32 protein-coding genes and 1 tRNA gene are annotated in these 26,064 nt (G+C 71.3%); 19 read left to right on the top strand and 14 right to left on the bottom strand.

The features are described 5' to 3' along the window. Positions 1-19 precede the first annotated feature (19 nt). The gene (locus DEJ11_RS03645) at positions 20-607 is read left to right on the top strand and encodes a TetR/AcrR family transcriptional regulator (RefSeq protein WP_111104187.1); all 588 of its coding nucleotides are present in this window, start codon (positions 20-22) and stop codon (positions 605-607) included. Positions 608-947: 340 nt separating this feature from the next. Here DEJ11_RS03645 and DEJ11_RS03640 read toward each other — a convergent pair whose 3' ends face one another. The 3 genes from DEJ11_RS03640 to DEJ11_RS03630 form a co-directional block, all read right to left on the bottom strand. Continuing rightward, on the bottom strand, positions 948-1,370 hold the full coding sequence (locus DEJ11_RS03640) for a hypothetical protein (protein WP_111104186.1): 423 nt from the start codon (positions 1,368-1,370) through the stop codon (positions 948-950). Beyond that, positions 1,367-1,972: a nucleotidyltransferase domain-containing protein gene (locus tag DEJ11_RS03635; RefSeq protein ID WP_111104185.1), complete on the bottom strand. Its 606-nt coding sequence runs from the start codon at positions 1,970-1,972 to the stop codon at positions 1,367-1,369. The genes DEJ11_RS03640 and DEJ11_RS03635 overlap by 4 nt, the downstream gene beginning before the upstream one ends. Before the next feature lie 72 nt (positions 1,973-2,044). Next, complete coding sequence (locus tag DEJ11_RS03630; RefSeq protein ID WP_111029641.1) at positions 2,045-2,806, bottom strand: SDR family NAD(P)-dependent oxidoreductase; 762 nt, start codon at positions 2,804-2,806, stop codon at positions 2,045-2,047. 68 nt (positions 2,807-2,874) lie between these two features. Here DEJ11_RS03630 and DEJ11_RS03625 point away from each other — a divergent pair, with 68 nt between their 5' ends. Then, positions 2,875-3,453 carry a TetR family transcriptional regulator gene (locus tag DEJ11_RS03625; protein ID WP_111104184.1) on the top strand — a complete coding sequence of 193 codons (579 nt, stop codon included), beginning with the start codon at positions 2,875-2,877 and terminating at the stop codon, positions 3,451-3,453. 48 nt (positions 3,454-3,501) lie between these two features. After that, on the top strand, positions 3,502-3,912 hold the full coding sequence (locus DEJ11_RS03620; protein ID WP_111104183.1) for a VOC family protein: 411 nt from the start codon (positions 3,502-3,504) through the stop codon (positions 3,910-3,912). 19 nt (positions 3,913-3,931) lie between these two features. Here the strand turns inward: DEJ11_RS03620 and DEJ11_RS03615 are convergent, their stop codons facing one another. Next, positions 3,932-4,201 carry a hypothetical protein gene (locus tag DEJ11_RS03615; RefSeq protein ID WP_111104181.1) on the bottom strand — a complete coding sequence of 90 codons (270 nt, stop codon included), beginning with the start codon at positions 4,199-4,201 and terminating at the stop codon, positions 3,932-3,934. 94 nt (positions 4,202-4,295) lie between these two features. Here DEJ11_RS03615 and DEJ11_RS03610 point away from each other — a divergent pair, with 94 nt between their 5' ends. The 3 genes from DEJ11_RS03610 to DEJ11_RS03600 all read left to right on the top strand — a co-directional run bounded on the left by DEJ11_RS03610 (position 4,296) and on the right by DEJ11_RS03600 (position 7,197). Continuing rightward, positions 4,296-5,171 (top strand): DUF808 domain-containing protein, encoded by an 876-nt coding sequence (locus tag DEJ11_RS03610; RefSeq protein WP_111104251.1) that lies wholly within the window; start codon positions 4,296-4,298, stop codon positions 5,169-5,171. Between the two features lie 132 nt (positions 5,172-5,303). Next, positions 5,304-5,738: a VOC family protein gene (locus DEJ11_RS03605; protein ID WP_027464428.1), complete on the top strand. Its 435-nt coding sequence runs from the start codon at positions 5,304-5,306 to the stop codon at positions 5,736-5,738. Positions 5,739-5,799: 61 nt separating this feature from the next. Further along, complete coding sequence (locus DEJ11_RS03600; protein ID WP_111054938.1) at positions 5,800-7,197, top strand: FAD-binding oxidoreductase; 1,398 nt, start codon at positions 5,800-5,802, stop codon at positions 7,195-7,197. A gap of 120 nt (positions 7,198-7,317) precedes the next feature. Here the strand turns inward: DEJ11_RS03600 and DEJ11_RS03595 are convergent, their stop codons facing one another. Further along, positions 7,318-7,713 carry a hypothetical protein gene (locus DEJ11_RS03595; protein WP_111024640.1) on the bottom strand — a complete coding sequence of 132 codons (396 nt, stop codon included), beginning with the start codon at positions 7,711-7,713 and terminating at the stop codon, positions 7,318-7,320. Positions 7,714-7,990: 277 nt separating this feature from the next. On the opposite strand from DEJ11_RS03595, the gene DEJ11_RS03590 reads away from it, so the two are divergent. Next, positions 7,991-8,674: a hypothetical protein gene (locus tag DEJ11_RS03590; RefSeq protein ID WP_110865654.1), complete on the top strand. Its 684-nt coding sequence runs from the start codon at positions 7,991-7,993 to the stop codon at positions 8,672-8,674. 123 nt (positions 8,675-8,797) lie between these two features. Continuing rightward, positions 8,798-11,221: an excinuclease ABC subunit UvrA gene (locus tag DEJ11_RS03585; RefSeq protein ID WP_111105166.1), complete on the top strand. Its 2,424-nt coding sequence runs from the start codon at positions 8,798-8,800 to the stop codon at positions 11,219-11,221. 54 nt (positions 11,222-11,275) lie between these two features. Here DEJ11_RS03585 and DEJ11_RS03580 read toward each other — a convergent pair whose 3' ends face one another. Beyond that, on the bottom strand, positions 11,276-11,431 hold the full coding sequence (locus DEJ11_RS03580) for a hypothetical protein (protein WP_155896774.1): 156 nt from the start codon (positions 11,429-11,431) through the stop codon (positions 11,276-11,278). Positions 11,432-11,667: 236 nt separating this feature from the next. Between DEJ11_RS03580 and DEJ11_RS03575 the strand changes: the two genes are divergently transcribed. Beyond that, positions 11,668-12,498, top strand: coding sequence for a serine hydrolase domain-containing protein (locus tag DEJ11_RS03575; RefSeq protein WP_181440902.1), 831 nt, complete (start codon positions 11,668-11,670; stop codon positions 12,496-12,498). Positions 12,499-12,539: 41 nt separating this feature from the next. Here DEJ11_RS03575 and mtnN read toward each other — a convergent pair whose 3' ends face one another. Together mtnN and DEJ11_RS03565 are read right to left on the bottom strand one after the other, a co-directional pair. Next, complete coding sequence (gene mtnN / locus DEJ11_RS03570) at positions 12,540-13,247, bottom strand: 5'-methylthioadenosine/S-adenosylhomocysteine nucleosidase (protein ID WP_110864380.1); 708 nt, start codon at positions 13,245-13,247, stop codon at positions 12,540-12,542. A 57-nt stretch (positions 13,248-13,304) separates the two neighbouring features. Beyond that, the gene (locus tag DEJ11_RS03565; RefSeq protein WP_111105168.1) at positions 13,305-14,261 is read right to left on the bottom strand and encodes a serine hydrolase domain-containing protein; all 957 of its coding nucleotides are present in this window, start codon (positions 14,259-14,261) and stop codon (positions 13,305-13,307) included. Between the two features lie 66 nt (positions 14,262-14,327). Here DEJ11_RS03565 and DEJ11_RS03560 point away from each other — a divergent pair, with 66 nt between their 5' ends. The 4 genes from DEJ11_RS03560 to DEJ11_RS03545 all read left to right on the top strand — a co-directional run bounded on the left by DEJ11_RS03560 (position 14,328) and on the right by DEJ11_RS03545 (position 17,105). Then, on the top strand, positions 14,328-14,660 hold the full coding sequence (locus DEJ11_RS03560; RefSeq protein ID WP_146250112.1) for a hypothetical protein: 333 nt from the start codon (positions 14,328-14,330) through the stop codon (positions 14,658-14,660). A 107-nt stretch (positions 14,661-14,767) separates the two neighbouring features. Beyond that, positions 14,768-15,895 (top strand): NAD(P)/FAD-dependent oxidoreductase, encoded by a 1,128-nt coding sequence (locus DEJ11_RS03555; protein ID WP_181440903.1) that lies wholly within the window; start codon positions 14,768-14,770, stop codon positions 15,893-15,895. Continuing rightward, positions 15,895-16,917 carry an arsenic resistance protein gene (locus DEJ11_RS03550; protein WP_146250113.1) on the top strand — a complete coding sequence of 341 codons (1,023 nt, stop codon included), beginning with the start codon at positions 15,895-15,897 and terminating at the stop codon, positions 16,915-16,917. The genes DEJ11_RS03555 and DEJ11_RS03550 overlap by 1 nt, the downstream gene beginning before the upstream one ends. Then, complete coding sequence (locus tag DEJ11_RS03545; protein WP_146250114.1) at positions 16,914-17,105, top strand: hypothetical protein; 192 nt, start codon at positions 16,914-16,916, stop codon at positions 17,103-17,105. Before DEJ11_RS03550 ends, DEJ11_RS03545 begins: the two co-directional genes overlap by 4 nt. Positions 17,106-17,113: 8 nt before the next feature. Here DEJ11_RS03545 and DEJ11_RS03540 read toward each other — a convergent pair whose 3' ends face one another. Both DEJ11_RS03540 and DEJ11_RS03535 read right to left on the bottom strand, forming a co-directional pair. Further along, a complete protein-coding gene (locus DEJ11_RS03540; protein WP_111055354.1) occupies positions 17,114-17,407 on the bottom strand; it encodes a hypothetical protein in 294 nt (97 codons plus the stop codon). 155 nt (positions 17,408-17,562) lie between these two features. After that, positions 17,563-18,165, bottom strand: coding sequence for a TetR/AcrR family transcriptional regulator (locus tag DEJ11_RS03535; RefSeq protein ID WP_111105172.1), 603 nt, complete (start codon positions 18,163-18,165; stop codon positions 17,563-17,565). Positions 18,166-18,320: 155 nt separating this feature from the next. Between DEJ11_RS03535 and DEJ11_RS03530 the strand changes: the two genes are divergently transcribed. The 4 genes from DEJ11_RS03530 (at position 18,321) to DEJ11_RS03515 (ending at position 22,277) form a co-directional block, all read left to right on the top strand. Beyond that, on the top strand, positions 18,321-19,289 hold the full coding sequence (locus DEJ11_RS03530) for an alpha/beta hydrolase family protein (protein WP_111105173.1): 969 nt from the start codon (positions 18,321-18,323) through the stop codon (positions 19,287-19,289). Further along, positions 19,286-20,263: an SDR family NAD(P)-dependent oxidoreductase gene (locus DEJ11_RS03525; protein WP_111105174.1), complete on the top strand. Its 978-nt coding sequence runs from the start codon at positions 19,286-19,288 to the stop codon at positions 20,261-20,263. The genes DEJ11_RS03530 and DEJ11_RS03525 overlap by 4 nt, the downstream gene beginning before the upstream one ends. Positions 20,264-20,324: 61 nt before the next feature. Next, positions 20,325-20,780, top strand: coding sequence for a GNAT family N-acetyltransferase (locus DEJ11_RS03520; RefSeq protein ID WP_258375562.1), 456 nt, complete (start codon positions 20,325-20,327; stop codon positions 20,778-20,780). Between the two features lie 30 nt (positions 20,781-20,810). Next, positions 20,811-22,277: an SDR family NAD(P)-dependent oxidoreductase gene (locus tag DEJ11_RS03515; RefSeq protein ID WP_111105176.1), complete on the top strand. Its 1,467-nt coding sequence runs from the start codon at positions 20,811-20,813 to the stop codon at positions 22,275-22,277. A 36-nt stretch (positions 22,278-22,313) separates the two neighbouring features. Here the strand turns inward: DEJ11_RS03515 and DEJ11_RS03510 are convergent, their stop codons facing one another. The 3 genes from DEJ11_RS03510 to DEJ11_RS03500 all read right to left on the bottom strand — a co-directional run bounded on the left by DEJ11_RS03510 (position 22,314) and on the right by DEJ11_RS03500 (position 23,601). After that, positions 22,314-22,742 carry a hypothetical protein gene (locus DEJ11_RS03510; RefSeq protein WP_146250115.1) on the bottom strand — a complete coding sequence of 143 codons (429 nt, stop codon included), beginning with the start codon at positions 22,740-22,742 and terminating at the stop codon, positions 22,314-22,316. Further along, positions 22,739-23,350: a nucleotidyltransferase family protein gene (locus DEJ11_RS03505; protein WP_181440904.1), complete on the bottom strand. Its 612-nt coding sequence runs from the start codon at positions 23,348-23,350 to the stop codon at positions 22,739-22,741. The genes DEJ11_RS03510 and DEJ11_RS03505 overlap by 4 nt, the downstream gene beginning before the upstream one ends. 179 nt (positions 23,351-23,529) lie before the next feature. After that, a tRNA-Gln gene (locus DEJ11_RS03500) sits at positions 23,530-23,601 on the bottom strand. Positions 23,602-23,680: 79 nt separating this feature from the next. Here DEJ11_RS03500 and DEJ11_RS03495 point away from each other — a divergent pair. Then, entirely contained in the window at positions 23,681-24,175 is a 495-nt protein-coding gene (locus DEJ11_RS03495; protein WP_027465090.1) for a MarR family winged helix-turn-helix transcriptional regulator, read from the top strand. A gap of 47 nt (positions 24,176-24,222) precedes the next feature. Next, positions 24,223-24,699, top strand: coding sequence for a VOC family protein (locus tag DEJ11_RS03490; protein ID WP_146250117.1), 477 nt, complete (start codon positions 24,223-24,225; stop codon positions 24,697-24,699). A 6-nt stretch (positions 24,700-24,705) separates the two neighbouring features. Here the strand turns inward: DEJ11_RS03490 and DEJ11_RS03485 are convergent, their stop codons facing one another. Beyond that, on the bottom strand, positions 24,706-26,061 hold the full coding sequence (locus DEJ11_RS03485; protein ID WP_502866921.1) for an ABC-F family ATP-binding cassette domain-containing protein: 1,356 nt from the start codon (positions 26,059-26,061) through the stop codon (positions 24,706-24,708). Positions 26,062-26,064 lie beyond the last annotated feature (3 nt).

The following is a 26,064-nucleotide window of genomic DNA, read 5'->3' as shown; positions in this document are numbered from 1 at the left end:
CAACCCAGCAGGAGTCCACGTGATCACCACCCCGGCAGCGGCTGCGGCAACGGAGCCGTGCACGCTGCGTGAACGGAAGAAGCAGCAGACCCGGCAGGCACTGCACAACGCAGCGCTCACGCTGGTGTCCGCGCACGGGCTCGACGGCGTCACGGTCGAGCAGATCTGCGCCGACGCCGACGTCTCCCCCCGCACCTTCTTCAACTACTTCTCGTCGAAGGCGCACGCGGCGCTCGGGCTCGACTCCGTCGAGGTCCCGGAGCGCTCAGCGGCCTGGTTCGCCGAGGCCGACGGTGCCCTGGTCGACGACCTGTGCGCCCTGGTCGCGGCCACCGTCCCGCTCTCGCAGGACCGCCGTCGCATGAAGGAGCTGCTCGTGCTCCGGCCGGAGATGTCCTCGATGGTGATGCAGTGGATGGCCGAGTCACGCCAGTCCCTGCTCAGTGTCGTCGGCACCCGCACGGACGCGCAGACCGCCCGCACCGCGGTGACCCTGGTGATGTCCGCGCTCAGCGAGGTGGCGCACCGCGAGACCGTGCGGAGCAACGACGAGCTCGCGGACCGGCTCCGTGCCGTCGTGCGCGAGATGGCGGCGCTCGTCTCCTGACGCGGGGGCCTTCGGGCGTACCTGGTCGAATCGGGCGTACCTGGTCGAATCGGGCGTACCTGGTCGAATCGGGCGTACCGGGCAGGAACTTCCTGCCAGGTACGCCCGATTCCGCTTTCCAGCGCACGCACTCTGGGAAGGAACCGCGCGTCGTCGACGCGACCGAGGGGCGGACGGGAGGCCCGTGGCGGCGTCGCCACGGGCCTCCCGTCCGTCAGGTGGTCACGCCCTGACGCCGCCGCGCCGGTCGGTGCCACACGAGTGCGTCACGCGAGCGGTCGCGGGCGAACCGGAGCACGCGCAGTACGACGATGTCGTGGTCGCCCGCTCGACCAGCGCGTCAGACCGACCGCGCGGCTGCCTCGAGTGCCTCAGCGGCTTCGCCGGCGCGCACGATGTCACCGTCGCTGACCGACCTCGCGTTGTACTCGGCCTTGGTCTTCACCGCCAACAGCACCTCGAGGTGCTTCGCGACCGCCGGCCCGGCAGCTGCGCGGAGCACGGGCACCGCCTCGTGGTGCGCTCCCGATCGCGAGTAGTTGCCGGTCCGAGCCACGCAGATCGCATCAGCCGCAGCGATGCCGCTGAGGACGCACTGTGTGACGAACGCGTTCGCGAACTGTGACCCGGCGCTGAACACCCCTCCGTCACCACCCAACGCGCGGAGGACGTCAGCGGCGTCGAGGAATTCCGTCGCCTTGGCGAGCCGGCCCCTCCGGAACGAATCGTCGCCCGGTGCGGTGGTGCCGGTTCGCGGGGTCATCCGTTCAGCGTACGGAGCTTCCGAGACAGCCAACGACCGTCACCTGCGATGGGAATCCCGTCCCGAGCAACGGACGCGAGGAGCGGATCGGTGCCCTCGATCTCGTCCTCGTCGAAGACGACCGGCCGCACGGCGTTGCCGGTCCAACGACCGGCTGCGCGGCACAAGGCGTGGATCTGGTCCTCGGCGTCCGGGCGTCGGCCGCGAGTGACGACGAAGCAGAGATCGAGATCGCTGTCCGGGCGCATCGCACCGCGGGCCCCGGATCCGAAGAGCGCGGCGTACCGGAGGGGGATCGACCGACAGCCGGATCTGAGTCGTTCGAGCAGGGCACGCCGGAGGTCGGCCAGGGCGGTGACCGCATCGGCGGCGAGGTGCTCTCGGTTCAGGGTGAAGGACTTCGTCCGTCCGGTCCGATGCCCGTCGACGAGGCCCTGCTCGACCAGCCGATCCGCACTGTTCCGGACCCCGGCGTACGACCGGTCCGGTACCAGGTTGCAGATGCCCGCGATAGTCAACGGCCCTGGGGCCAGTGCCAACACCGCGAGGACATCGCCGTCCACGGAGGTGGTGACCGTCGCGAGGGGAGATTGCAACTGCATGGAGATGTCCGATCAGATCGAGTAGAAATCTACCACTCCAGGTAGATTTCTACTCGTATCTGAGCAAATCCGTCAGACCACTGACCAGCCACCGTCGCTCGGCAGCACCGCACCGTTGACGTTCGCCGAGTCGTCGCTCAGCAGCCAGGTGATGGCGGCGGCGAGCTGCTCGGGCTGGGCCACCGGCGGGATGGTGGTCTGCATGATCGGACCGACCCGGCGAGCCGCGTACTCGCTGCGCATCGGTGCCTCGATGTTCGTGGCGACCGCACCCGGCGCCACGGCGTTCGCCCGGATGCCCTGCGGCCCGTGGAAGAACGCGACGCTCTTGGTGTACCCGGCGATGGCGTGCTTCGACGAGGTGTAGGCGGCACCGGCGGCCGAGGCCTTCAAGGCGGCCTCGGACGCGACGTTCACGACCGAGCCCTTGCCGGCGGCGATCATCAGCGGCAGCACCGCCCGGGTCAGGCGCATCGGGCCGGTGACGTTGACGCTGAAGACACGCTCCCAGGTGGCGTCGTCGACCTCGTCCGGCGGCAGGAACGCGTCCATGATGCCGGCGACGTTGGCGAGCCCGTCCACCCGGTCGCCGGCGGCGGCGATGAGTGCGTCGATGGTCTCGCTCGCGGCGACGTCACCGACGACGGTCTCCACGGCGAAGCCCTCGAGCTCCGTGCGGAGTGCGTCGAGTCGCTCGGCCACGACGTCGGTCGCGATGACGCGGCCGCCCTCGTTCGCGATGCGCGTCGCCGTGGCGCGTCCGATGCCGGAACCCGCTCCGGTGACGATGATGGTCCTGCCGGTGAACCGTCCGGCGGTGGTGGTGTCGGTCATGTCGTCTCCTCGATGAGAGGCGCTCGCTGCGCCACACCGGTTATAGCACTCAGTGCCGAAAGGTCTCCATGAGCTCGACGAACGACCGTCCGACGGGGCGCCCGCGCACCATCGACCCCGACGCCGTGTCCCTCGTCGCACTCCGGCTGTTCGACGACCAGGGCTTCGACGCGGTGTCGATGAACGACGTCGCCGCGGCGGCCGGGGTGAGTCGCCGATCGCTGTTCCGGCTGTTCCCGAACAAGGCGGCGCTGGTGTGGGGCGGTCTCGAAGAGTTCGCCGCACGGTTCCGCGAAGCCTTGCGGTCACGGCCGGCCGACGAGCCCTCGGCGGTGGCGCTCCGGGCGGCCTACCGGATCGGTGCGACGTTCCCGGACGACGCGGTCGAGGTCACACGACACCGGCTCCGGGTCATCCGCGCGAACCCGTCGCTCGAGCACGTCGGCGCCGCCACGGTCACGGCCCTGACCGACGAGATCCTGCGGTACGTGGCCGAGCGGGACGGGGTCACCGCCGACGACCTCGCCGTCGCCGTGCGCGCCCACACGCTGGCCGCCGCCGCGAGCGCCGCACTCACCTGGTGGGCACTGCACGGCGACGGCCGTCCGGAGGACGTCCTGGAGCGCGCACTCGCGCTGCTCGACTGACGAGCCCCGGGGTTCCCGCACGCCGCACTCCGGAGTACCTTGCCGGGCATGCACACGACCGGACCCGCGCCGTACTTCCAGTTCGCCGGCACCGCCAGGCAGGCCCTCGAGCACTGGCAGCGGGTGTTCGGCGGCGACGTGCAGATCGCGACCTACGCGGACTTCTCCCGCACGGACGGCCCGGCCGACGCTGTCGCGCACGGCCAGCTCACCGGCGAGCTGCAGCTGTTCGCCGCGGACGCGAGCGAGGGCGACACCCCGTTCTCGGCGACCGGGCTGCTCTTCTCACTGCTCGGCGCTGCGGAACCGGACGTCCTGCGTCGGTGGTTCGACCAGCTCGCCGAGGGCGGCATGGTGATCGACCCGCTGCAGCAGCGCCCGTGGGGCGACTGGGACGGCACCGTCCGCGACGCGCACGGGGTCACCTGGCTGATCGGGTTCGAGGACTCCGCGCGCTGACTCTCGCGCGCTGCAGCGCCTACTGCTGGTCGGACGGCAGCAGCGGCGCCCAGAAGGCGTCGGGCCCGTCGGCCTGCACGGCGTCGCGCTCGAACCGGAACCCGTAGTCGCGCACGAAGTCGAGGGCCGCGGCCTGCTCGTCCTCGGCGTCGTCGTGGGCCGCGTCGAACAGGTACACGCCGTGCCCCATCGCGACACCGGCGTCGCTGATGACGGAGAGGTCCCAGCGCCCCTGCTCGGAACGCTCGATCCGGACGACGGCGGCCTGGGATGCGGTGAAGTCAGCCATGCCGCGAGCCTACGGACGCCCCGCGGCTGGCGTTCAGGATGCCCCGCGGCCACTACGCTGTGCACGGTCACAGGTCAGACGAGTGGAGAACGCATTGTCAGTCGGATTGCTCGCCGTGGTGGACGACATCCTCTCCGCAGCCCTCAAGGCCAGCGCGAAGACCGCCGGGGTCGTCATCGACGACGCCGCCGTCACGCCCCAGTACGTGCAGGGCCTCGAGCCCGCTCGTGAACTCCCGGTCGTCGGGCGCATCGCCCTCGGCAGCCTGTTCAACAAGTTCATCATCATTATCCCGCTGGCGTTGCTGCTCACGGCGTTCGCACCCGGGGTGCTGCCGTGGCTGCTGCTGCTCGGTGGCACGTACCTGTGCTTCGAGGGCGCCGAGAAGGTCACCGAGTGGTTCGGTGTCCACCACGAGGGCGGGTCCGACGAGGCCGTCACCGAACCGAAGCTCGTCTTCGGCGCCATCCGCACCGACCTCATCCTGAGCACCGAGATCATGCTCATCGCGCTGGCGGGCCTCGACCCCGATCTGGGGCTCTGGCCGACGCTCGGCGCCCTGATCGTGATCGGTCTGGTCATGACGGCCGTCGTCTACGGCGCCGTGGCACTGCTCGTGAAGGTCGACGACATCGGCCTGCAGATGATGAAGAACTCCGTCCGCCGCACCCGTCGGATCGGTGCCCGCATCGTCCGCGCGATGCCGATGGTCTTCCGGGTCATCAGCGTCATCGGCACGGTCGCGATGCTGTGGGTCGGCGGACACCTGGTCATCGCGAACCTCGCCGAGACCGTCTGGCACGGACCGTACGACCTGCTGCACGTGATCGAGCACGCGCTCGAGGCCGCAGGCGCCGTCGTCGTCTGGATCGCCGACACCGCCGTCTCGGCCGTGGCCGGCCTCGCGCTGGGCATGGTCGTCGTCGGCATCGTGCTGGGCATCGGCCGCCTGCGCGGCACGCAGCACTGACGCGGCTGCGCGACGGACGGGAGGCCCGTGGCGGCCCGGCACCGCGCCTCCCGTCCGGCGCACCGTGCGCCCACCGCTGACGGGGCGGACGCTGAGCGGACGCCGGTCGTGCATCGTCGTATCCTCGGCGCCATGGCAACGGTGCGACAGGTCCAGGTGACGTTCGACTGCGCCGAGCCGGAGCGTGTCGCCCGGTTCTGGTGCGAGGTCCTCGGGTACGTGGTGCCACCGCCCCCACCGGGGTTCGCCGACTGGGACGCGTTCGACCGGTCGCTGCCGCCGGAGCACCAGGGCTCGGCCTTCGCGTGCGTCGACCCGACCGGCGCCGGCCCCCGCCTGTTCTTCCAGCGCGTCCCGGAGGGCAAGACGGTGAAGAACCGCGTGCACCTGGACGTCCGGGTCGGCACCGGGATGACCGGCGCCGAACGGCTCGCGGCCCTCGACGCCGAGAGCGCCCGTCTGGTCGGGCTCGGCGCCACCCAGGTCCGTCGGATGACGGCGGACCAGGTGAACGAGTCGTGCATCGTCATGCAGGACGTCGAGGGCAACGAGTTCTGCCTGGACTGACCGGCGTATCGTCGACGGACCCGAACCGCACCGCCGCGCCCCGGAAGGACCCCCACCCCGCATGACCGTCACCGCCGCATCCGCCACCGCAGCCGACGCCACCGCCCTCGAACACCTGCTGGGGTCCGACCAGGTCCTCCGCGACCCGGAGTCGCTCGAGCGCTACCGCCACGACGACGCCGAGTGGGCAGACTCCACGGCACCGCTCGCCGTCGTCCTGGCACGCAGCACCGACGACGTCGTCACCGCCGTCCGCTGGGCAGCCGCCGCCGGTCTCCGGGTCGTCCCCCGCGGTGCCGGTACCGGCCTGTCCGGCGGCGCCAACGCGATGGCCGACTCGATCGTCGTGTCGCTCGAGCGGATGGACCGGGTGCTCGAGGTGAACACCGACGAGCGGTACGCGGTCACCGAACCCGGCGTCATCAACGACGCGCTCCGCGCCGCGGTCGCCGAGCACGGCCTCTGGTACCCGCCGGACCCCGCGAGCTCGGCGATCTCGACGATCGGCGGCAACGTCGCGACGAACGCCGGCGGCATCTGCTGCGTCAAGTACGGGGTCACCCGCGACTACGTGCTCGGCATGACCGTCGTGCTTGCCGACGGGTCGGTGGTGGAGCTCGGCCGCCGGACCGCGAAGGGCGTCGCCGGGTACGACCTCACGGGGCTGATGGTCGGTTCCGAGGGCACGCTCGGCATCGTCGTGTCGGTCACCGTGCAGCTGCTCCCCCTGGCCGGCCGTGACGAACGGGCGGTGATCGGGTACTTCCCCTCGCTGACCGCCGCGGGCGACGCCGTGGCCGCGATCTCGCGGGCGGGGATCATCCCCGCAGCACTCGAGATCGTCGACCGCACCTGCCTGCGCGCCGTCGACGACTGGATGCACCTCGGGCTGCCGGCGGACGTCGACACCCTGCTGCTCGCCCGGGTCGACGAGCGCGGTGCCGCCGGGGACGCGATCGCCGACCACGTCGCGGACGTCTTCGCCGAGGCCGGCGGCACGGACGTCGAGCGGGCCACCGACCCCGGGGACATCGACCGGCTGTTCCAGGCCCGCCGACTCGCCTACCCGGCGCTCGAACGGCTCGGTCCGGTGCTGACCGAGGACATCTGCGTGCCGCGGAGCGCGGTGCCCGAGATGCTCCGGCGGATCCAGGTGACCGCGGACGCACAGGACGTCACGATCGCCAACATCGCGCACGCCGGCGACGGCAACCTGCACCCGCTGATCATCGCGCCCGAGGGCGACGACGCCGCGAAGGCCCGCGCGAAGACCGCGTTCGACCAGATCGTGGCGGACTGCCTGGCGCTCGGTGGGACCGTGACCGGTGAGCACGGCGTCGGGCTGCTGAAGCTGCCGGGCCTGCGGGTCGAGCTCGGCGACCGCGTGCTCGCGATGCACCGCTCCGTCAAGGACGCGCTCGACCCGGCGGGGACCCTGAACCCGGGCAAGGCGTTCTGACCCGAGCGGACGACGGACGGGAGGCCCGGTGCCAGCTGGCACCGGGCCTCCCGTCCGTCAGGTGGTCGCGTTCAGCGACCGATGTGCGTCACGCAGGAGCGCATACGCACGCACGCGCGCTCAGTGGCGACGGAAGTACCCGTTCGCGCCGCCCACGTACATCAGGATCGTCGCGATGAGCACCGCGACGCCACCGATCCAGCCGAAGGCGTTGCCACCCGAGGCCGCGCCGACGCCGACACCGATGAGCTGCAGGACCGCGAGGACCGTCAGCACGATGCGGGCCCAGTTGCGGCCGTCGCGCATCTTGAAGACGATGATGAGCTCGATCACGGCGAGGATGAACGCGAAGATCGCGCCGCCGACGAGCGGGGCGGTGCCGACACTGTCAGCGACGTCGGCGGAGGAGCCCGACGTGAGGTTGATGATGCCCTGCAGGATGTTCGCCAGGACCACCACCAGCCAGATGACGAACGCGACGGTGACGGACGTGGGACGACTGGACGTCGATGCCATGGGGAGTGCCTTTCTCGATGGACCGCGTTCAGCGGCCTCACAGCGAACGTACTTGGAGGCGTGAGCGCTGTCCGGATGCACCCGAAGGTCACAGAGCGGTAACGACGGCAGATCCGTCCAAACCCTTCGCCGGAGGGTGCCGAATCACCTGCAACGACCGGGAAACACCCGGAGCGCTCACCAGCCGCACATCGCTGGTTCTCCACCCCACCAAGGGTGTGTTCGGCGCGCACACAGCAACCGCGCCGAGCGCGACAACAGCAAAGGACTGATCACGATGCGTAAGAGCCTCAAGACCTCCATCACCCTCGCCACGACCGGCGCCCTCGTCCTCGGCGGTGCCGCGTTCGGGATCTCCTCCGCCCAGGCCGCGACCCCGAACGTGCACACGGTGTCCTCGTCGTCCGAGTCGAAGATCCCCGCACCCGTCGCCTCGGTCCCCGAGGTCCTCGGTGGCTCCACCGCCGTGAAGCTCGACTCCGGCTTCACCGACGCCCTCACCGCCCTGAAGCTCACCCCCGGCGTCTCCGGCGATGCAACCCTGGCTGACGGGTCGGTGTCGTTCCCGATCACCGCCGGGTCGGTCACCTACTGGTCGCCGGATGGCAACTACCGCCCGTACGTGCAGGGCCTGCTGAACCACGACGACTCGGGTCTGACCCTGAAGGCCGGCGACACCACCGTCACGCTGGAGAACTTCGTCGTGAACCCGGGCTCGTCCAAGCTCTACGGCGACGTCCTCGTCAACGGCAAGGTCGCCGCGGCCAACGCGTTCCTGTTCGAGCTGCACGGCGGCTCCCTCAAGCCCCTCCAGCTCGAGGGCGACAACGCCATCCTCACCGGCACCACCGTCCACATCTCCGAAGACGCCGCCGGCCTGCTGAACAAGACCTTCGGCACCGACGCCGTCAAGCGCGGCCTCCTCGTCGGCACCGCCACCATCACCGCACAGATCAAGTAGCACCTGCCGCACCACCGCACGATGCGAAGAGTCGCTCCGCCGATCAGGGCGGAGCGGCTCTTCGTCGTTCGCGGTTCCGCACCGGTACTGCTTCTCCCAGTGGCCGAGCCTACGATCGAGCGAATGCCCGCTCCTCGCTCGACCCAGACCGACGACCGACCCGGGCCGGACGACTTCATCCGCGTCCGTGGTGCCCGCGAGAACAACCTGCGCGACGTCGACGTGGACATCCCCCGCGACCGGATCGTCGCGTTCACCGGCGTCTCCGGCTCCGGCAAGTCCTCGCTCGCCTTCGGCACCGTCTTCGCCGAGGCCCAGCGCCGGTTCCTCGAGTCCGTCGCCCCGTACGCGCGGCGGTTGATCGCGCAGGGGTCCACCCCGCACGTCGACTCGATCACCGGACTGCCGCCCGCCGTCGCCCTGCAGCAGCGTCGCGGCGCCCCGAGCTCCCGTTCCACCGTCGGCACCATGACCACGCTGTCGAACTCGATGCGCATGCTCTACTCGCGCGCCGGCACGTACCCGTCCGGCGCCGACCGGCTCGAGTCGGACTCCTTCTCGCCGAACACCGTCGCCGGCGCCTGCCCGCGGTGCCACGGCATCGGGACCGCGCACGAGGTCACCGAGGCATCGGCCGTGCACGATCCGTCGCTGAGCATCCGCGACGGCGCGATCACCGCCTGGCCCGGTGCGTGGCAGGGCAAGAACCTGCGGGACGTCACCGCGGTGCTCGGCTACGACATCGAGCGCCCGTGGCGTGAGCTGTCGCGCGAGGACCGTGACTGGCTGCTCTTCACCGAGGAACAGCCCGTCGTGCAGGTGCAGCCGAAGCGCGACCGCGTGGCCAAGCCATACAAGGGCCGGTTCTGGAGCGCTCGCCAGTTCGTGCTGCACACCCTCGCCGACTCGCAGAGCGAGACCCAGCGCAAGAAGGTGCTGCAGTTCGTCGAGTCCGGCCCGTGCGGGCTCTGCGGCGGCACCGGCCTGACCCGAGCCGCCCTCGCCGTGACGATCGGCGGCCACTCGATCGCCGAGCTGAACGCGCTGCCGCTGACCGGCCTCGCCGACGTCCTACGCCCGATCGCGGCGATCACCGACGCAGCAGCGGCGACGTCGCGGGCATCGTCCGGCGAGCACACCGAGGTCGCCGTGGCGATCTCGCGCGACCTGCTCACCCGTGTCGAGGTGCTGGTCGGCCTGGGTCTCGGGTACCTGGCGCTCGACCGCGCCACCCCGACGCTCTCGCCCGGCGAGAGTCAGCGGCTGCGGATCGCGACGCAGCTCCGTTCCGGCCTGTTCGGCGTCGTCTACGTGCTCGACGAACCGAGCGCCGGGCTGCACCCCGCCGATGCCGAGTCCCTCGTCGACGTCCTCGACGACCTGCGTGCCGGCGGCAACAGCGTCTTCGTCGTCGAACACGACATGAGCATCGTGCGCCGAGCCGACTGGATCGTCGACGTCGGCCCCCGCGCGGGCACCGGCGGCGGCACCGTCCTGTACAGCGGCCCGGTCGCCGGCCTGGCCGAGGTCGAGGCGTCGGTCACCCGGCGCTTCCTGGAGCCCCGGCAGCCGACCGCCGACCGCGCCGTCCGGACCCCGATCGGCACGCTCGAACTCCGCGACCTCACCCTGCACAACCTGCGTGGGCTCGACGTCGACCTGCCGCTCGGTGTGCTCACCGCGGTCACCGGGGTCAGCGGCTCCGGCAAGTCGTCACTCGTCGGTGGCGTGCTGCCCGGTGTCGCGACGTCGCACCCGCTCATCGACCGCGTCGTGCAGGTCGACCAGAAGCCGATCGGCCGGACGCCCCGCTCGAACCTCGCCACCTACACCGGCCTGTTCGACGCGGTCCGGGCAGCCTTCGCCCAGACCGACGAGGCCAAGGCCCGCGGTTGGGGCGCCGGGCGGTTCTCGTTCAACGTCGCCGGCGGCCGGTGCGAGGTCTGCCAGGGCGAGGGGTCGGTGTCCGTCGAACTCCTCTTCCTGCCCGGCAGCTGGGCCCCGTGCCCCGAGTGCCACGGCTCCCGCTACACCGCCGAGACGCTCGAGGTCCGGTGGAACGGGGCGTCCATCGCCGACGTCCTCGGCATGACCGTCGACGAAGCGGCGCCGTTCCTGGCCTCCCTGCCCGCAGCCGGGCGCGGACTCGAGACCCTCCGCGAGGTCGGCCTCGGCTACCTGCGACTCGGCCAGCCTGCTCCGGAGCTGTCCGGCGGCGAGGCGCAGCGCATCAAGCTCGCCACGGAACTGCAGCGCGCGCGGACCGGCCACACCCTGTACCTGCTCGACGAGCCCACCACCGGCCTGCACCCGGCCGACGTCGAGCTGCTCACCGCCCAGCTCGCCCGCCTGACCGACGCGGGCAACACGGTCGTCGTGGTGGAGCACGCCATGGACGTCGTCGCGAGCGCCGACCACGTCATCGACATGGGTCCGTCCGGCGGTGTCGAGGGTGGCCAGGTGGTCGCTTCCGGCACGCCCGCCGAGGTCGCCGCGTCGACCACCAGCCGGACCGCCCCGTACCTGCGGGACCAGCTCGGTCGCTGACGCAGAAGTGCCCGCCAGGATCGCTCCTGGCGGGCACTTCGTGGCTGCCGCTGGTTACCGCTGGACCGCTTCCGGAGCGTCGTCGCGGAAGAAGTCGCTGCCACTGTGGGTGTAGCCGACCTCACCCGTCCGACGCCACTGCTTGCGGACGCGCTTGAAGGTGGTGATGCGTGCAGGTTCGACGTTCTCGTCGCTCGTGTAGGCGCTCATGGCTGATCTCCCTGTGTGATTGGCCGTGGTTCCTTGGCCCCCCGGGATGGAGGCTAGCGAGGGCCTCGGAGGCGAGTTCGCGATCCGTCCCGGAACGTCCGTGGAACGCAATTCCGGCCGTGCCGAGGGCCGGACCGTGCCCCTCCGGCACCGGGGGGGGCTCGTCCACGCCGAACGAGGTTCCCCGCATGACCGGCTGCGATCATGGTGGCTTCGACCAGATCAGGAGGACGAGCGTGACCGCTGCGAACCGAGCCGTGATCATCGACGCAGGGGGCGACGTCACCGCAGACCTCGGCGGTCGCTACGAAGCGGACGCGCTGGTGGAGTGGGCGAGCGTCACGAAGACCGTGACCGCCGCCGCCGTGCTCGTCCTCCTCGCTGAACGGGACATCCCACGGGACACCCCCGCCCGGGACCTGTTGCCGGACGTCCCCGACGACGCCACCTACACGGTCGACGACTTGATCCGACACCGCTCGGGCCTGCCCCGTGTGCACCAGGGCATGTCGGCCGGGATCGTCGGCGACCCGTACGCGGACGTGTCCGAGGCGGACATCACGCGTGCGCTGCGCCAGACCCCGACGACACCGGGTGAGCGGGACTACTCCAACCTCGGCTACGCGGTGCTCGGTCGGCTGCTCGAGCACGTCGCGCGGGAAGCATGGTCCACGGTCGCCGAGCGGAAGGTCCTGGCTCCGCTCGGCATCACGAGCGCCACCCTCGACCCGGCACCCGAACGACGAACCCTGCTCCGGTCGTGGCGGGGCCGTCCCCGTGAACCCTGGACCGTCGGATCAGGTCCCTACGCACCGGCCGCCGGGATCTGGTCGACCATGTCCGACCTCCTGCGCTTCGGCGTGGGGATCGGACGCATCGAGCCGGACTTCCTGGCGTGGGAGCACCGCGACGGGCTGATCTGGCACAGCGGGCAGACACGGGACGCCGGCATCTGTCTGCTCCGTCACGGCGACGTCACGATCGCGTCGCACGCCCTCGGCGCAGCGCCCGGAGCCGCCGACCGGCTCGCCGTCCGACGCCTCCGTGCCGTGGGAGTCGTCGCGTGAGCGCCGGCACGCGAGCTGGCTGAGGGAGCGCGCGGGCGGACTCAGGAACGCAGGCCGAGCACCAGGTCGTGGACCACGCGCGCTGCGCGTGCCGCGGCGTCGTCCAGGTGCTCACGGAACTCGGCGCCGTCCGGCGCGCAGAGGTCGCTGATGCACCGGACCGACACGAACGGCATGTCGTGCACGTGGGCGAACTGCGCGATCGCGGCCGACTCCATGTCGACCGCGGCCACCTCGGGGAACGCGACCCGGAGCGCGCGGGCACGGCCTTCGGTCACGAAGACCTCGCTCGAGCCGATCGTCGCCGACCGCAGGGGCCACGCGATGTCGGCACCCATCGCCAGCTCGACGAGCCGGGCGTCCGGCGCGTAGCCGGTCGGCATGCCGGGGACCTGGCCCAGGGCGTAGCCGAACGCGGTGGCGTCGGCGTTGAGGTTGACGTACCGGTCGCCGACCACGACGTCACCGATGGCGACACCGTGCATGAGCCCACCGGCGGTCCCGACGCTGATCACCGGGATGCCCGGGCCGAAGTCGTGGAAGCCGTGGGCAACGGCGGCCGTGGCGTTCGTGAAGCCGATGCCGCTGCGGCGCACGACGACCGTGGCGCCGCCGATGTCGAGCAGCTGGTGCGGGTCGTGGCCGCCGACCGGGCCGTCGAGGACGGGGACACCGCCGAACAGGTCGGCGAAGGCCGAGACCTCTTCGCTCATGGCCGCGATGATGATCGCGACGGGTTGCTGCTGCACTGATCGATCCTCCCACGCCGGGCGCGCGCGGACGTGCAGGTCGGATGGTCGCGGTCGCTACCGGCGGGGGTCCTGGCGGACCAGCTCGTCGGCGACGAAGGCGGCGAGCGCGTCGGCGCCGAAGTGGTCGTCGGCAGTGATGGTGACGACGGTGCCGGAGTCGTTGCTCGCCTCGGTCTCGTCGAACAGCAGCATCTGACCGTACGCACCGTGCAGTCGCCAGAGTCGGCCGGGACCACCCCATCCGGCCATCGCGTACCGCTCGTAGCCGGGGCCGGTGCCCTCGCGCTCCACCCAGTCGGTGTGCATCGCGTCGCACCACCGCGCGCTGACGATCCGCTGTCCGTCGACGACCCCGCGGTCGCGGATCAGCCGACCGATGCGGGCGAGTTCCTCGGTTCGGAGCGACAGTCCCTCGCCGCCGGCGACGAACCCGTTCGGGCAGCGTTGCCACTCGACGTCCTGGATGCCGAGCGGCGCGAACAGTCGCTCGGTGACGAACGCGCCGACGTCGCCGACCCGGGTCTCGAGCACGCGCATCGCCGTGTAGGTGCTGGCGTTCGCGTACTGGAACACCCGGCCGCGGGACGGTCGCCGCAGGAACTCGGCCGCCAGGTCCGGCCAGTCCGTCAGCTCGGTCGCCGACCAGGGCATGTCGATCCCGCTGGTCATGGTGAGCAGGTGGCGGAGGGTGACCCGGTCGACGCCGTCGCCGAGCTCGAGCCCGGTCTCCGCACCGAGGCCGGTGCCGACCAGGGACGTCGAGATCGGTTCGTCGACGTCGACCAGGCCGTCGTCGGCGGCGATGCCGGTGGCCAGGACGCAGACGCCCTTCGCGGCGGAGTGGATCTCGCGTCGGACGTCGGGGGTCCAGTGGTGCTCGGCGACGTCGTCCGCGGTGCTCTCGGTGCCCGGAGCCGCAGTCCGCGTGCGCACGTGGATGCCGTGTGCGGCGAACCCGGTGGTGTCGATGTGCCGGACGACGGCGTCGAGGATGGTCGCGGCAGTGTGCACAACCCCATCCTCTCGTGGCCGAGCGCCTGCGGGCACGGGCAGGGGCCGCCGCGTACCGTCCGGCTCGTGTCCGACGAACAGCCCCGCCGCCCCGATCCCACCCGCGTCGGCGACCAGCCCGCACTCCGGACGGCGTCGGGCTCGAACTGGCTCGTGTGGGGAGCCGTCACGGCCGTGATCGTCGCCGCGGTGATGGTCCTCATGGCGATCCGGGCGCCGGCGATCGGCTGGCCGGCGCTGGTGCTCGTCGTCGTGTTGTTCGTGACGATGGTCGTGGTGCGGGCCTCCGTGCGGCCGCAGCGCACCCGACTCGTCACCCTGGCCCTGCTCGACCTCGGCATCGTGGTCGTCGGACTGGTGGCGACCCTGGCGGTCCTGTACTCGTCGCCGGTCGGTTGATGCCGTGATGGCATGTTGATAACGGTTCTCACTAAGATGGTGTGCAGCGACCACACCACGGTGGCCGTTCCATCGACGCAGCCGCAGCTGCTGGGAAGACCGACCCCATGCCAGCACCACACCCCACCGAGACCCTCGACGCCCTCGTGGTCGGAGCCGGACCGGCCGGCGTCGGCACCGGCCTGGCACTCCACGCCGTCGACGGCCTGCTGTTCGGCGTCGTCGAACGCGGCGTCGTCGGGGACACGTTCCGTCGGTGGCCGGAGCACCAGCGGTTCCTGACGCCGTCCTTCACCGGCAACGGGTTCGGGGCGACCGACCTCAACGCGGTCCACCCGCGCACCTCACCCGCCTACAGCCTGGGGACCGACTACCCGTCCGGGCCCGAGTACGCCCGGTACCTGCGGGGCGTCGTCGCGGCCTTCCACCTGCCGACCCTGCTCGACACCGAGGTCGAGCGCATCGAGCCGGACGACGACGGCTTCCGCGTGACCACGAGCCGCGGCCCCGTCATCACCCGGAACGTGGTCTGGGCCGGCGGCGAGTTCTCCGACCCGATCCTGCCCCGTTGCGCGGGCACCTCGCTCGGGGTGCACGCCTCCGCCGAGGCAGCCTGGGTGGCACGGCCCGGCCACGTGGTGGTCGTGGGTGGCTTCGAGTCCGGCATCGACCTGGCGTGCCACCACGTCGAACAGGGGGCGACGGTGACGGTCGTCGACCCGTCCCACCCCTGGGACGCCGGCAGCGGGTCGGACCCGTCGTTCCGCCTCGCGCCGCGGACCCGTCAACGGCTCGCGGCCGCACGGGCCAGTGGACGCCTCACCCTGGTCGACGACGGCCAGGTCACCGGCATCAAACGGTCCGGAGACGGGTTCACCGTCGGCGTCGCCGGACGGACCGCCCTGGTGGCGGACGCGCCACCGATCCTCGCCACCGGGTACGGCCCGGGGCTCGGACCGGCCGCGAGCCTGTTCGACACCCGCGCGGACGGCTGGCCGCTGCTCACCGAGGACGACGAGTCGACCACCACGCCCGGACTCTTCCTGGCCGGCACCGCGCTCCGGCACGGCGCACTGCAGTTCTGCTTCGTCTACAAGTTCCGGCAGCGGTTCGCCCACGTCGCCCGCGTCATCGGCGAACGAGCAGGGCGCGACTGCGGCGCCCTGCAGGAGTGGGACGACGCCGGGATGCTCACCGCCGACCTGAGCTGCTGTGGTGTCGAATGCGCGTGCTGATGCCGGCACAGCGGGCCGCCCGCCCCGCCGGTGCACGACTCTGGGCCGCCCCCGCGATCGTCGGCGGCGCCATCCTGCTCGGGTCGGTGATCGGCGGCGTCTCGCCCTCGGCCGGCGACGCGATGGGCTCGGTGGTGGACGCGTTGGTGATCACCCTGGTCGTCGCCCTGTTCGTCGACGTCCCCCTGCACCGCCTGCCACGGACGCCCGGCGCCTGGAAGGTCATCGGCATCGCCTGGAGCATGAACTTCCTGCTCGCCCCGCTCGTCGCGTTCCTGCTCACGCGCGTGGCCCTGCCCGGACACCCGGCCGTCCAGCTCGGCGTGATGCTGTACTTCCTGGCGCCCTGCACCGACTGGTTCCTGGCGTTCACCCGCCTGAGCGACGGGGACACCGCCGTCGGGGCGACCCTGCTGCCGATCAACATGGTCACCCAGCTGCTGCTGTTCCCGGTGTGGATCACGGTCCTGGGCGGCAACGCCGGCATCGATGCCGTGGGCACCATCGGCACCCTGCTGCAGTGGTTCGTCCTGCCCGCCGCGATCGCCGTGGTGATCCGCCTCGGGATCTCGCTCCTGCCGGACGGCGCTCGGGCCCGCGCCGCCGCCCTGCCCGGCCGCGCGGTCCCCTGGATCGTGGGCGCGATGGTCGCCGGGCTCTTCGCCTCGCACATCGGGCTGCTGCTGGCGAACCTGCCGGTGTTCGTCGCCGTACTGGGGTGCGCGGTGGTCTTCTTCGCCGTGATGTTCATCGCAGCCGAGTGGGCGTCACGCCTCGCCGCCCTGTCGTACCCGCGGTCGGCGCTGCTCGCGATGACGACGGCGGCCCGCAACGCACCCCTGATGATCGGGCTGACGAGCGCCGCACTCCCCCACCAGCCGCTGGTCACCACGGCGATCGTCGTCGGCATGCTCGTCGAGTTCCCGCACCTGCTCGCGGTCCGCCATCTGCTGCTGCGTCGGCGACGTGGTCAGCACGCCGGGCGACGCCTGCGCGGCACCGCCGCATGGGGGCACCGGTGACGCACCGGGTCCGACTCGTCGTCGTCCCGACCGAGCGGCGGGTGATCGAGACCGAGCACGACGACCGGCGGACGGCGCTCCTGCTCGCGCTGGGCCAGGTGCCGCTCGGGTACACGGTCACCGACGTCGACGTGCTGCCGGAGCACGGGGACCCCGAGCCCGGCATCGCGGAGCCGGGCCGACGCTGAGCCGGCCGTCAGCGGCGGACGAGCACCCCGGCGACGAGTCGGAGCAGCAGGGCGACCACGCCGACCACGGCGATGCCGACCGACACGACCGTCGCCATCAGCAGTCGAAGGCCGTCCGGCACGGCCGTCTCGTCGGACGTGGGGAGGAACGCCGTCGCGACGAACACGCAGCCCGCGGCGATCAGGAACAACACCCCGATGATCGTCACGGCCCGCAGCGCGGCCGGCGCCGGTTCGTGGTCACCCGGTCGAGCCGGACGAGCCCTGGCCCCCTCGGTCTCCCAGTCCGCCAGTTCCGTCATGGTGGTCCCCCTTCGTCGGGACGATCGTAGGGCCCGGACCGGCCCCGACGGCGCTGGTGCGGCCCGAGACGGTCGCGACGCCGGACGGGAGGCGCGTGACGGGCCCGCACCGCGCCTCCAGTCCGGTGCCGGTCGCGACCAGTGCGCGTGGCCGGCTACGCGCTGTCGGTCACCGTCGGCTGCGCCTGCCGCAGCCCGGTGACCAGGAGGGTCACGATCGTCCGGACGTCGTAGTCGGGGTCCTGGGGACTCCACGCCACCAGGTCGCCGACGGCCCGGAGCAGCTGGTACGGCGGGGTCGGTGCGGCCACCTCGCCGGATGCCCGCGCGGCGTCGAGCAGCCGGCCGAGCACGGGCACGAGCTCGTCGACGAACAGGGTGTGCAGCGCTGTGAAGCCGTCGGCGTCGCCCTCCCAGACGCGCGCCAGACCGTGCTTGGTGCCGAGGAAGTCGACGAACTGGTGCACCCAGCGCAGCAGGGCGGCGAACGGTGTCGGTTCGGAGTCGAGCAGCGCCGGCCCCGCGTCGACCAGGGCCTCGATCTGGTGCCGGTAGACGGCGACGACCAGGTCCGAACGGGTCGGGAAGTGCCGGTAGAGCGTGCCGATCCCGACCCCCGCGGCGGTGGCGACCTCGCGCACCGGTGCGCCGACGCCCGAGGCCGTGAAGACCGCGGCAGCGGCGTCGAGGATCGTGCGCTCGTTGCGCTCGACGTCGCGACGGCGACGCGGCGCGGGGTCGGGCGACGGGGTGCTCATGCCTCGATCATCGCACGACACCGACGCGATGCGGAACAGTGCTCCGCTTCCTCTTGCAATCCGGATCGCTGTTCCGTATCGTTCCGGAACGTCGCTCCGTTTCGGACGACAGTCGCTCCGTCCGCGGGCGACACGGCATCCCGGAAAGGCCCCGCATGGCACCCACAGCACCCCGACCACAGGTCATCAGCGTGCGCCCCGTCACACTCCCCGCACCCTCGCGCGGTCAGGACCTCGAGGTCCGGATCACCGCACCGACGACCGGAACGGACCTGCCCGTCATCGTCTTCGCCCACGGCTTCGGCCAGTCCATGACCGGCGGCGACCCCCTCGTCGACCACTGGACCGCGAACGGCTTCGTCGTCGTCCAACCGACGTTCCTCGACGCGAAGACCTACGGGCTGACGCTCGACGACCCGCGCTACCCGACCATCTGGCGGACGCGCGTCGACGACCTCGAGCGGGTGCTCGACGACCTCGACCAGCTCATCGACGCGGTCCCCGGCCTGAGCGGGCGCGTCGACACCGTGCGCACCGCCGCGGTCGGACACTCGTGGGGCGGACAGTCCGTGGGCATGCTGCTCGGGGCCCGCGTCCTGGACGCCGACGGACGGCCGGGCGAAGACCGCACCGACCACCGCGTGCGCGCCGGGGTCCTGCTGTCCACCACCGGGATCGCGCGAGGCGACCTCGTGCCGTTCGCGCAGGAGCACTTCGCGTTCATGAGCCCCGACTTCAGCCAGCTGCACACCCCGTCACTCGTGGTCGCCGGCGACCACGACCAGTCCCAGCTCTCGACCCGAGGCCCGGACTGGTTCACCGACGTCTACCACCTGAGCCCCGGCGCGCGGCACCTGGTGACCGTCCACGGCGGGGAGCACCTGCTCGGCGGGATCCAGGACTACGAGTCGACCGCCACCACCGACGAGAGCCCCGAGCGTGTGGACCTCGTCCGCCACACCACGACGGCGTTCCTCCGGACCGAGCTCGGCCTCGACCCCGACGCGTGGTCGGCGGTCGCCGACGCCGTCGGCCCCACCACCGCCGACGCGGCCGGCCCTGCTGCCGCCGTCGGCCCCGCTGCCGCCGTCGGCCACATCGAATCGAAGGAGTACCACTCGTGATCACCCACCAGCACCCCCTGCCCACTCCGTTCACCGCCGCGTCCACCGCCGCCGACGTCCTGCACGGCGTCGACCTGACCGGCCGGAACGTCGTCGTGACCGGCGGACACAGCCGCCTCGGCCGCGAGACCAGCCGCGCCCTCGCGGCGGCCGGCGCCGACGTCACCGTCGCCTCCCGCGACGTCGACCGGGCATCCGCAGCCGTCGCCGACATCCCGGGCATCCACGTCGAGGCCCTCGACCTCACCGACCCGTCGTCGGTCGACGCCTTCGCCGCGCGCTGGTCGGCCTCCGGCCGCCCGCTGCACATGCTCGTGAACAGTGCCGCGATGCTCTTCACCCCGGACCGCCGGCTCGACGGCCGCGGCAACGAACTGGCGTTCTCGACGACCCACCTCGGGCACTTCCAGCTCACGCGAGCGCTCCTCCCCGCCCTCCTGGAGGCCCGTGGTGCGCGGGTCCTGACCGTCACCTCCGGCGCGGCACGGTTCGGGCAGATCCGGTGGGACGACCTGACGTTCGCGCACGGGTACGACCCGGTCACCGCGTACGGGCAGTCGAAGCGCGCCAACGTCCTGTTCACGGTGGAGCTCGACCGCCGGTACGCCGACCAGGGCATCCGCGCCTTCGCCGCGCACCCCGGCGTCATCATCGGACCCGGACCGCACGACCCGACGGTGCTCGCGTCGTACCGCGAGCAGGGACTGGTCGACGACCACGGGGTGACCGTCATCGACCCCGAGGTCGGCAAGAAGACCGTCGAGCAGGGCGCAGCGACGCTCGTGTTCGGTGCCGCGAGCCCGCTGCTCGACGGCGTCGGCGGGGTCTACCTGAAGGACAGCGACGTCGCCGTGATCAACGACCGGGTCCTGCCCCTCACCGCCGACCGCATCCCGTCGGACGCGAACTCGGCAATGCTCGACGCCGACGATGCCCGGCGCCTGTGGGAGGTCAGCGAGGGACTCCTGGCCTGATCGCCGTCGGCCGGGGGCCTCGTCTGCGCACTGTTCTCGTCGTCCTCGCTACTGTGTGACGGTGCTGACCGTGCGGATCGAGAGCCCCCGACAGGACGACGTCCTGCACCTGCTGCAGCAGGGCGACGACTACGGACTGAGCCTCTACCCGGCCGAGAACTACCACGCCCTCGACGTCGACGACCTGGACCAGCCCGACGTCACGTTCCTGGTGGCGCGCCAGGACGGCACCGCCGTCGGCACGGTGGCGCTCGTCGACACCGGCGACGGCACCGGCGAGGTCAAGCGGATGTTCGTGAGCGACGCCGCGCGTGGGCTCGGCGTGGGGACGCGGTTGCTCGACGCCCTGCACGACCGGGGCCGCGCGGTCGGCATCGGGACCGTCCGGCTCGAGACCGGCCTGCCGCAAGCCGCGGCGATCGCGCTGTACCGGAAGGCAGGGTACGCGGACATCCCCCGGTTCGGCCCGTACGTCGACGACCCGACGAGCGTGTGCATGGAGCAGCAGCTCGTCTGATCGGTGCTCGGTCCCGACGTAGGATCGCGTGTGAGCTCCGAGCACCCCGAACCCAGCGGCATCGACCCCGACGACCTGACCGTCGCGCTCCGGGTGCTCGAGCAGCTTCCGTCGATCGACGAGACGCACCCGGACTTCATCCGGGTCCGCCAGGCCACCGCGAAGATGTTCAAGGCCGTGAAGCGTGCGCACCGCCTCGAGAAGCGCGGCGTCATCGCCGAGGCCGATCGCCGGGTGATCGCCGCCACCGCCACCGGGGCCGCCGACCGGATCGACGACGAGACCCGAGGCGTCCCGATCAGCACCTCGACCGCGTCGACGACCGCGGGCACGCTCCTGAAGTCACGGCCCTGCTACATGTGCAAGCAGCACTACACGGTCGTCGATGCGTTCTACCACCAGCTCTGCCCGGCGTGCGCCCGCATGAGCCACGCGAAGCGCCACGCCCGGACGGACCTGACCGGCAAGCGGGCGCTGCTCACGGGCGGTCGCGCGAAGATCGGCATGTACATCGCCCTCCGGCTGCTGCGCGACGGGGCCCACACCACCATCACCACGCGGTTCCCCCGCGACGCGGTGCGCCGGTTCGCGAGCCTGCCCGACTCGGCCGACTGGATGAACCGTCTGAAGGTCGTCGGCATCGACCTGCGCGACCCCGCCCAGGTGATCGGGCTCGCCGAGGACGTCGCAGCGTCCGGCCCCCTCGACATCCTGATCAACAACGCCACGCAGACCGTGCGCCGGTCGACCGGGGCCTACCAGCCGCTGGTCGACGCGGAACTCGCGCCGCTGCCCGACGGACCGCTGCCCGAACTCGTGACCTTCGGGCACACGAACGACCAGCACCCGCTGGCGCTCGCCCGTTCAGTTGCCGCGCACCCGATCCTCGCGGCCGCCGCAGCCCGAGCCGACGAGCTGACCGAACAGGCGATGGCGCCGGGATCGAGCTCGCTCGAACGGCTCGCCCTGGGCACCGCCATCGACGCCGGCGGCCTGGTCCCCGACCTGCACGACGAGAACTCGTGGACCCAGCAGGTCGACGAGGTCGACCCGCTCGAGATGCTCGAGGTCCAGCTGGCCAACACCACGGCTCCGTTCATCCTCATCTCGAAGCTCCGCCCCGCGATGGCCGCCAGCACCGGACGCCGCACCTACGTGGTGAACGTCAGCGCCATGGAAGGGGTGTTCGGCCGCGCCTACAAGGGGCCGGGGCACCCGCACACGAACATGGCGAAGGCCGCCGTGAACATGCTCACCCGCACGAGCGCGCAGGAGATGTTCGAGACCGACAACATCCTGATGACGAGCGTCGACACCGGCTGGATCACCGACGAACGGCCGCACCCCACGAAGGTCCGGCTCGCCGAAGAGGGCTTCCACGCACCGCTCGACCTGGTGGACGGCGCAGCTCGCGTCTACGACCCGATCGTCCGGGGCGAAGCCGGCGAGGACGTGTTCGGCGTCTTCCTGAAGGACTACGCGCCGAGCTCGTGGTGACGAATCGGGCCTGAGCGCGTTGTCCGCGACGGGTCGTCAGACCAAGTCCTCCGCGACGGCAACGAGTGCGCGGGCGGCCGCACCGGCATTGTGGATGTCCGATGCGTCTACTGACCTCGCGCTGTAGGCCGCCTTGTTCTTGACCCGAACGAGCGTCTCGAGGTGCTTCGCAATCGGCCGGTCTGTCGCATCCTGCAGGATCGAGACGCCGTCGTTGTGACTCGCCCCACTGCTGTACCTCCCGGTCTTGCCGATGCAGATGGCGTCTGCCGCGGCGATCCCTGCGTCGACGCACAGGTCGACGAAGGAGTCGGCATGAGGGGACGTCGGAACCAGGATCCCGTCCTCGGCACCGAACTCGAACAGCGTCTCGGCTGACTCGAGGAAGCCCTTGGCCTTCTCGAGCCGACCGCGCATGAAAGCGTTGTCGCCGTCAGTGGTCGACGGCAGTTTCGGTGGAGTCAACGTGCGGCCTTCCTGAGGTGGGCTTGGAGCCATCGGCGGTCTTCCACGAGGGGAATACCCTCACTCGCGATGGAACCGATGAGCGGGTCATCGGGGCTGACCCCCGAGACGTCGTACACGATGGGGTTCACCTGGTTGCCGGTCCACCGGTGAACGGCAATGGTGAGGTCGTAGATGCGGTCCTCAGCATCCGTCCGCGAAACGGCATCCACGGCGAAGAACAGATCGATGTCGCTGTCCGGTCGCATCGCACCTCGCGCGGCCGAGCCGAACAACGCTGCGTAGCGGACCGGCATCGATGCGATCTCCCCGCGGACCCTGTCGAGGAAGCGGGTACGAGCTCCGGCGACCTCGAGGACCGCCGACGCGAGGAGATGGTCTCGGTTGAGCGCGTACGTGCTCACGCCGCCGATGTCGTCGAACACAACGATGCCCTGCTCCGTCAGACGGTCAAGCACCTTCTTCACGCCGTTTCGCGAACGGCCTCCGGGCACGAGCCGCTGGATCGCGGACACCGTGAAGGGTCGGTCCGACAGGCTGCTCAGCACCATCAGAACGTCACCATCGAGGCCGCTCGACAACGCCGCGAACGGGCTCTGCAGCTGCACGACACCCTCCTCACCTCGGTCATCCAACATCACTATAGTGACGCGTAGGTCACTATAGTGATGGGAAGCAACCAGAAGGAACCACTTCCGGGCAATCCCTGACAGATGCAGCGCACTCGCCCCTGCGGTCGGGTCGCTCGAATTGAGCAGCGAAGATGCGACCGGTCAGCGCGGAGTTGCTCCGCCTCCAGGATTCGAACCCGGACCTAACGGCACCAAAGGCCGTCGTGCTGCCATTACACCAAGGCGGAACGCACCGAGGGGTGCTCCTCCATCTTCCCACGACCGACGAGGCTGGCTGTCCGCTCCGGGTTCGGCCAAGATGGAGGGATGCCGCATGAGGACGAGGTCGATCGCATCGTCGCGGCGTGGGGTCGTGAGCGTGCCGACCTCGACTTCGGCCCGCTCGAGGTGCTGTCCCGGGTGGACCGGCTCGCCCGGCACCTGGACCGCGCCAGGCGGACGGCCTTCGATGCGAGCGACATGGAACCGTGGGAGTTCGACGTCCTGTCGGCCCTGCGGCGAGCGGGTGAGCCCTACGAGCTGAGCCCGAAGACCCTGCTGCAGCAGACCCTGGTGTCGAGCGGAACGATGACGAACCGGGTGGACCGTCTGGCGGCCCGCGGCTTCGTGGGGCGTCGGACCGACCCGAAGGACGGCCGCGGCATCCTCGTCTCGCTGACGGGCAAGGGCCGGGTGGCGGTGGACGCGGCGATCGCGGACCTGCTGGCCGCCGAGCGCGACATCCTGTCCGGGGTCTCCGCCGACGAGCAGGGCCAGTTGGCCGGGCTGCTCCGCCGCCTCATCCTGGGTCTCGGGGACTGACCGAAAGCGTGACACGGGCCGAGCGGCCCCGGCGTAGCGTGCGCCGCATGCACGCCATCACCCTCGCCGTCGCCGACGTCGCTCGATCGGCCGAGTTCTACCGCGCGCTGCTCGGCATCGAGGGCAGCGGCGTCATCGGCACCGAGTACCCCGCCACCGAGACGCAGGCCGGCGGCACTACGGCGATGTTCACCCTCGACGACGGCCTGATCGTCAGCGTCTACGGCCGAGACGACATGGCGAAGGACTCCGGCGTGCAGCTGGCCACGGCACCGAGCAGCACGATCGGGCACTTCACGGGCAGCCAGGCAGAGGCCGAGGCGTTCCTCGAGCGAGCACAGGCAGCGGGCGCCACGATGCCCGAACCGCCGTACACGCGCCCGTGGGGCATGTGGTCCGGCTTCTTCCAGGACCCGGACGGCCACCTGTGGGAGGTCGTGGCGAACCCCGGCGGCGAGGCCCCCGAGGACGCCACACCGACGGACAGCGGCCAGGACGCGGTCGACCCCGCGTCCGTCGAGTAGACCGCATCAGACCCCGAGCAGCTCCGCGACCTCGAGCCAGCGCTCTTCGAGCTGCTCGACCTCTGCCTCGAGCGCACCGAGCTTCGACTGCAGTTCGCCGAGCCCGGCGTAGTCGGACTGGTCGTGCGTCGCGAACTGGTCGAGCAGCTTCTTGCGGTCCGCGCCGACCTTCGCGATCTTCCGGTCGAGCGCCGACATCTCCTTCTCGGCCGTCCGCCGGTCCGCTCCCGACAGGGCCGACGCACCAGCGGCCTTGGACCCGGCCACAGCACCGGCCGAGCCGGTCCCGCCGACCGTGTCGGGCCTCCCGGCAGACGCGGCGGCAGCCGCAGAGGCGGTCCCGCCACCGGTACCGGCCTCGCGCAGACGCATGTACTCGTCGACGCCGCCGGGCAGGTGGCGCAGGTGCCCGCCGAGCACGGCGTACTGCTGGTCGGTGACGCGCTCGAGCAGGTACCGGTCGTGGCTGACGACCAGCAGGGTGCCGGGCCAGGTGTCGAGCAGGTCCTCCATGGCGGCGAGCATGTCGGTGTCGAGGTCGTTGGTGGGCTCGTCGAGGATCAGCACGTTCGGCTCGTCGAGCAGGATGAGCATGAGCTGCAGGCGCCGCTTCTGCCCACCGGACAGATCCTTGACCGGCGTGGAGAGCTGCTCCGAGGTGAAGCCGAGCCGCTCGAGCAGCTGCGACGGCGTCATCTCCTTGCCGTCGGCGACGTAGCTCGTCTTCTTGCGGGCCACGACCTCGCGCACGCGGTCGTCGGCGAACTGCTGCAGGTCGGCGAGCTGCTGGTCGAGGACCGCGACCTGCACCGTCTTGCCGGTCTTCACCCGCCCGCTCGTCGGCTGCAGCCGCCCGGAGACCAGGTTGAGGAGCGTGGACTTGCCGGCGCCGTTCGGGCCGAGGATGCCGGTCCGCTCCCCCGGTGCGATGCGCCACTCGATGCGGTCGAGGATCTGCGTGCCGTCGAACGAGACGCTCACGTCGAGCAGGTCGACGACGTCCTTGCCGAGGCGCGCGGTCGCCGTCCGGGACAGCGCGACGGTGTCGCGGATCGGCGGGACGTCGTCGATCAGGGCGTTCGCCGCGTCGATGCGGAACTTCGGCTTGCTCGTGCGGGCCGGAGCGCCGCGGCGGAGCCACGCGAGCTCCTTGCGGGCCAGGTTCTGCCGGCGCTGCTCGATCGTGGCAGCCTGCCGGTCACGCTCGACGCGCTGCAGGATGTACGCGGCGTAGCCACCTTCGAAGGGGTCGACGACGCCGTCGTGGACCTCCCACGTGTCGGTCGACACCGCGTCGAGGAACCACCGGTCGTGCGTCACGACCACCATGCCGCCCTGGTTTGACGACCAGCGGCGGTTGATGTG

The sequence above is a fragment of the Curtobacterium sp. MCLR17_058 genome (assembly GCF_003234705.2).
Lineage (GTDB): Bacteria > Actinomycetota > Actinomycetes > Actinomycetales > Microbacteriaceae > Curtobacterium > Curtobacterium flaccumfaciens.
The sequence above is the reverse complement of the archived record's forward strand: the minus strand, read 5'-3'. Positions and strand labels throughout refer to the sequence as shown.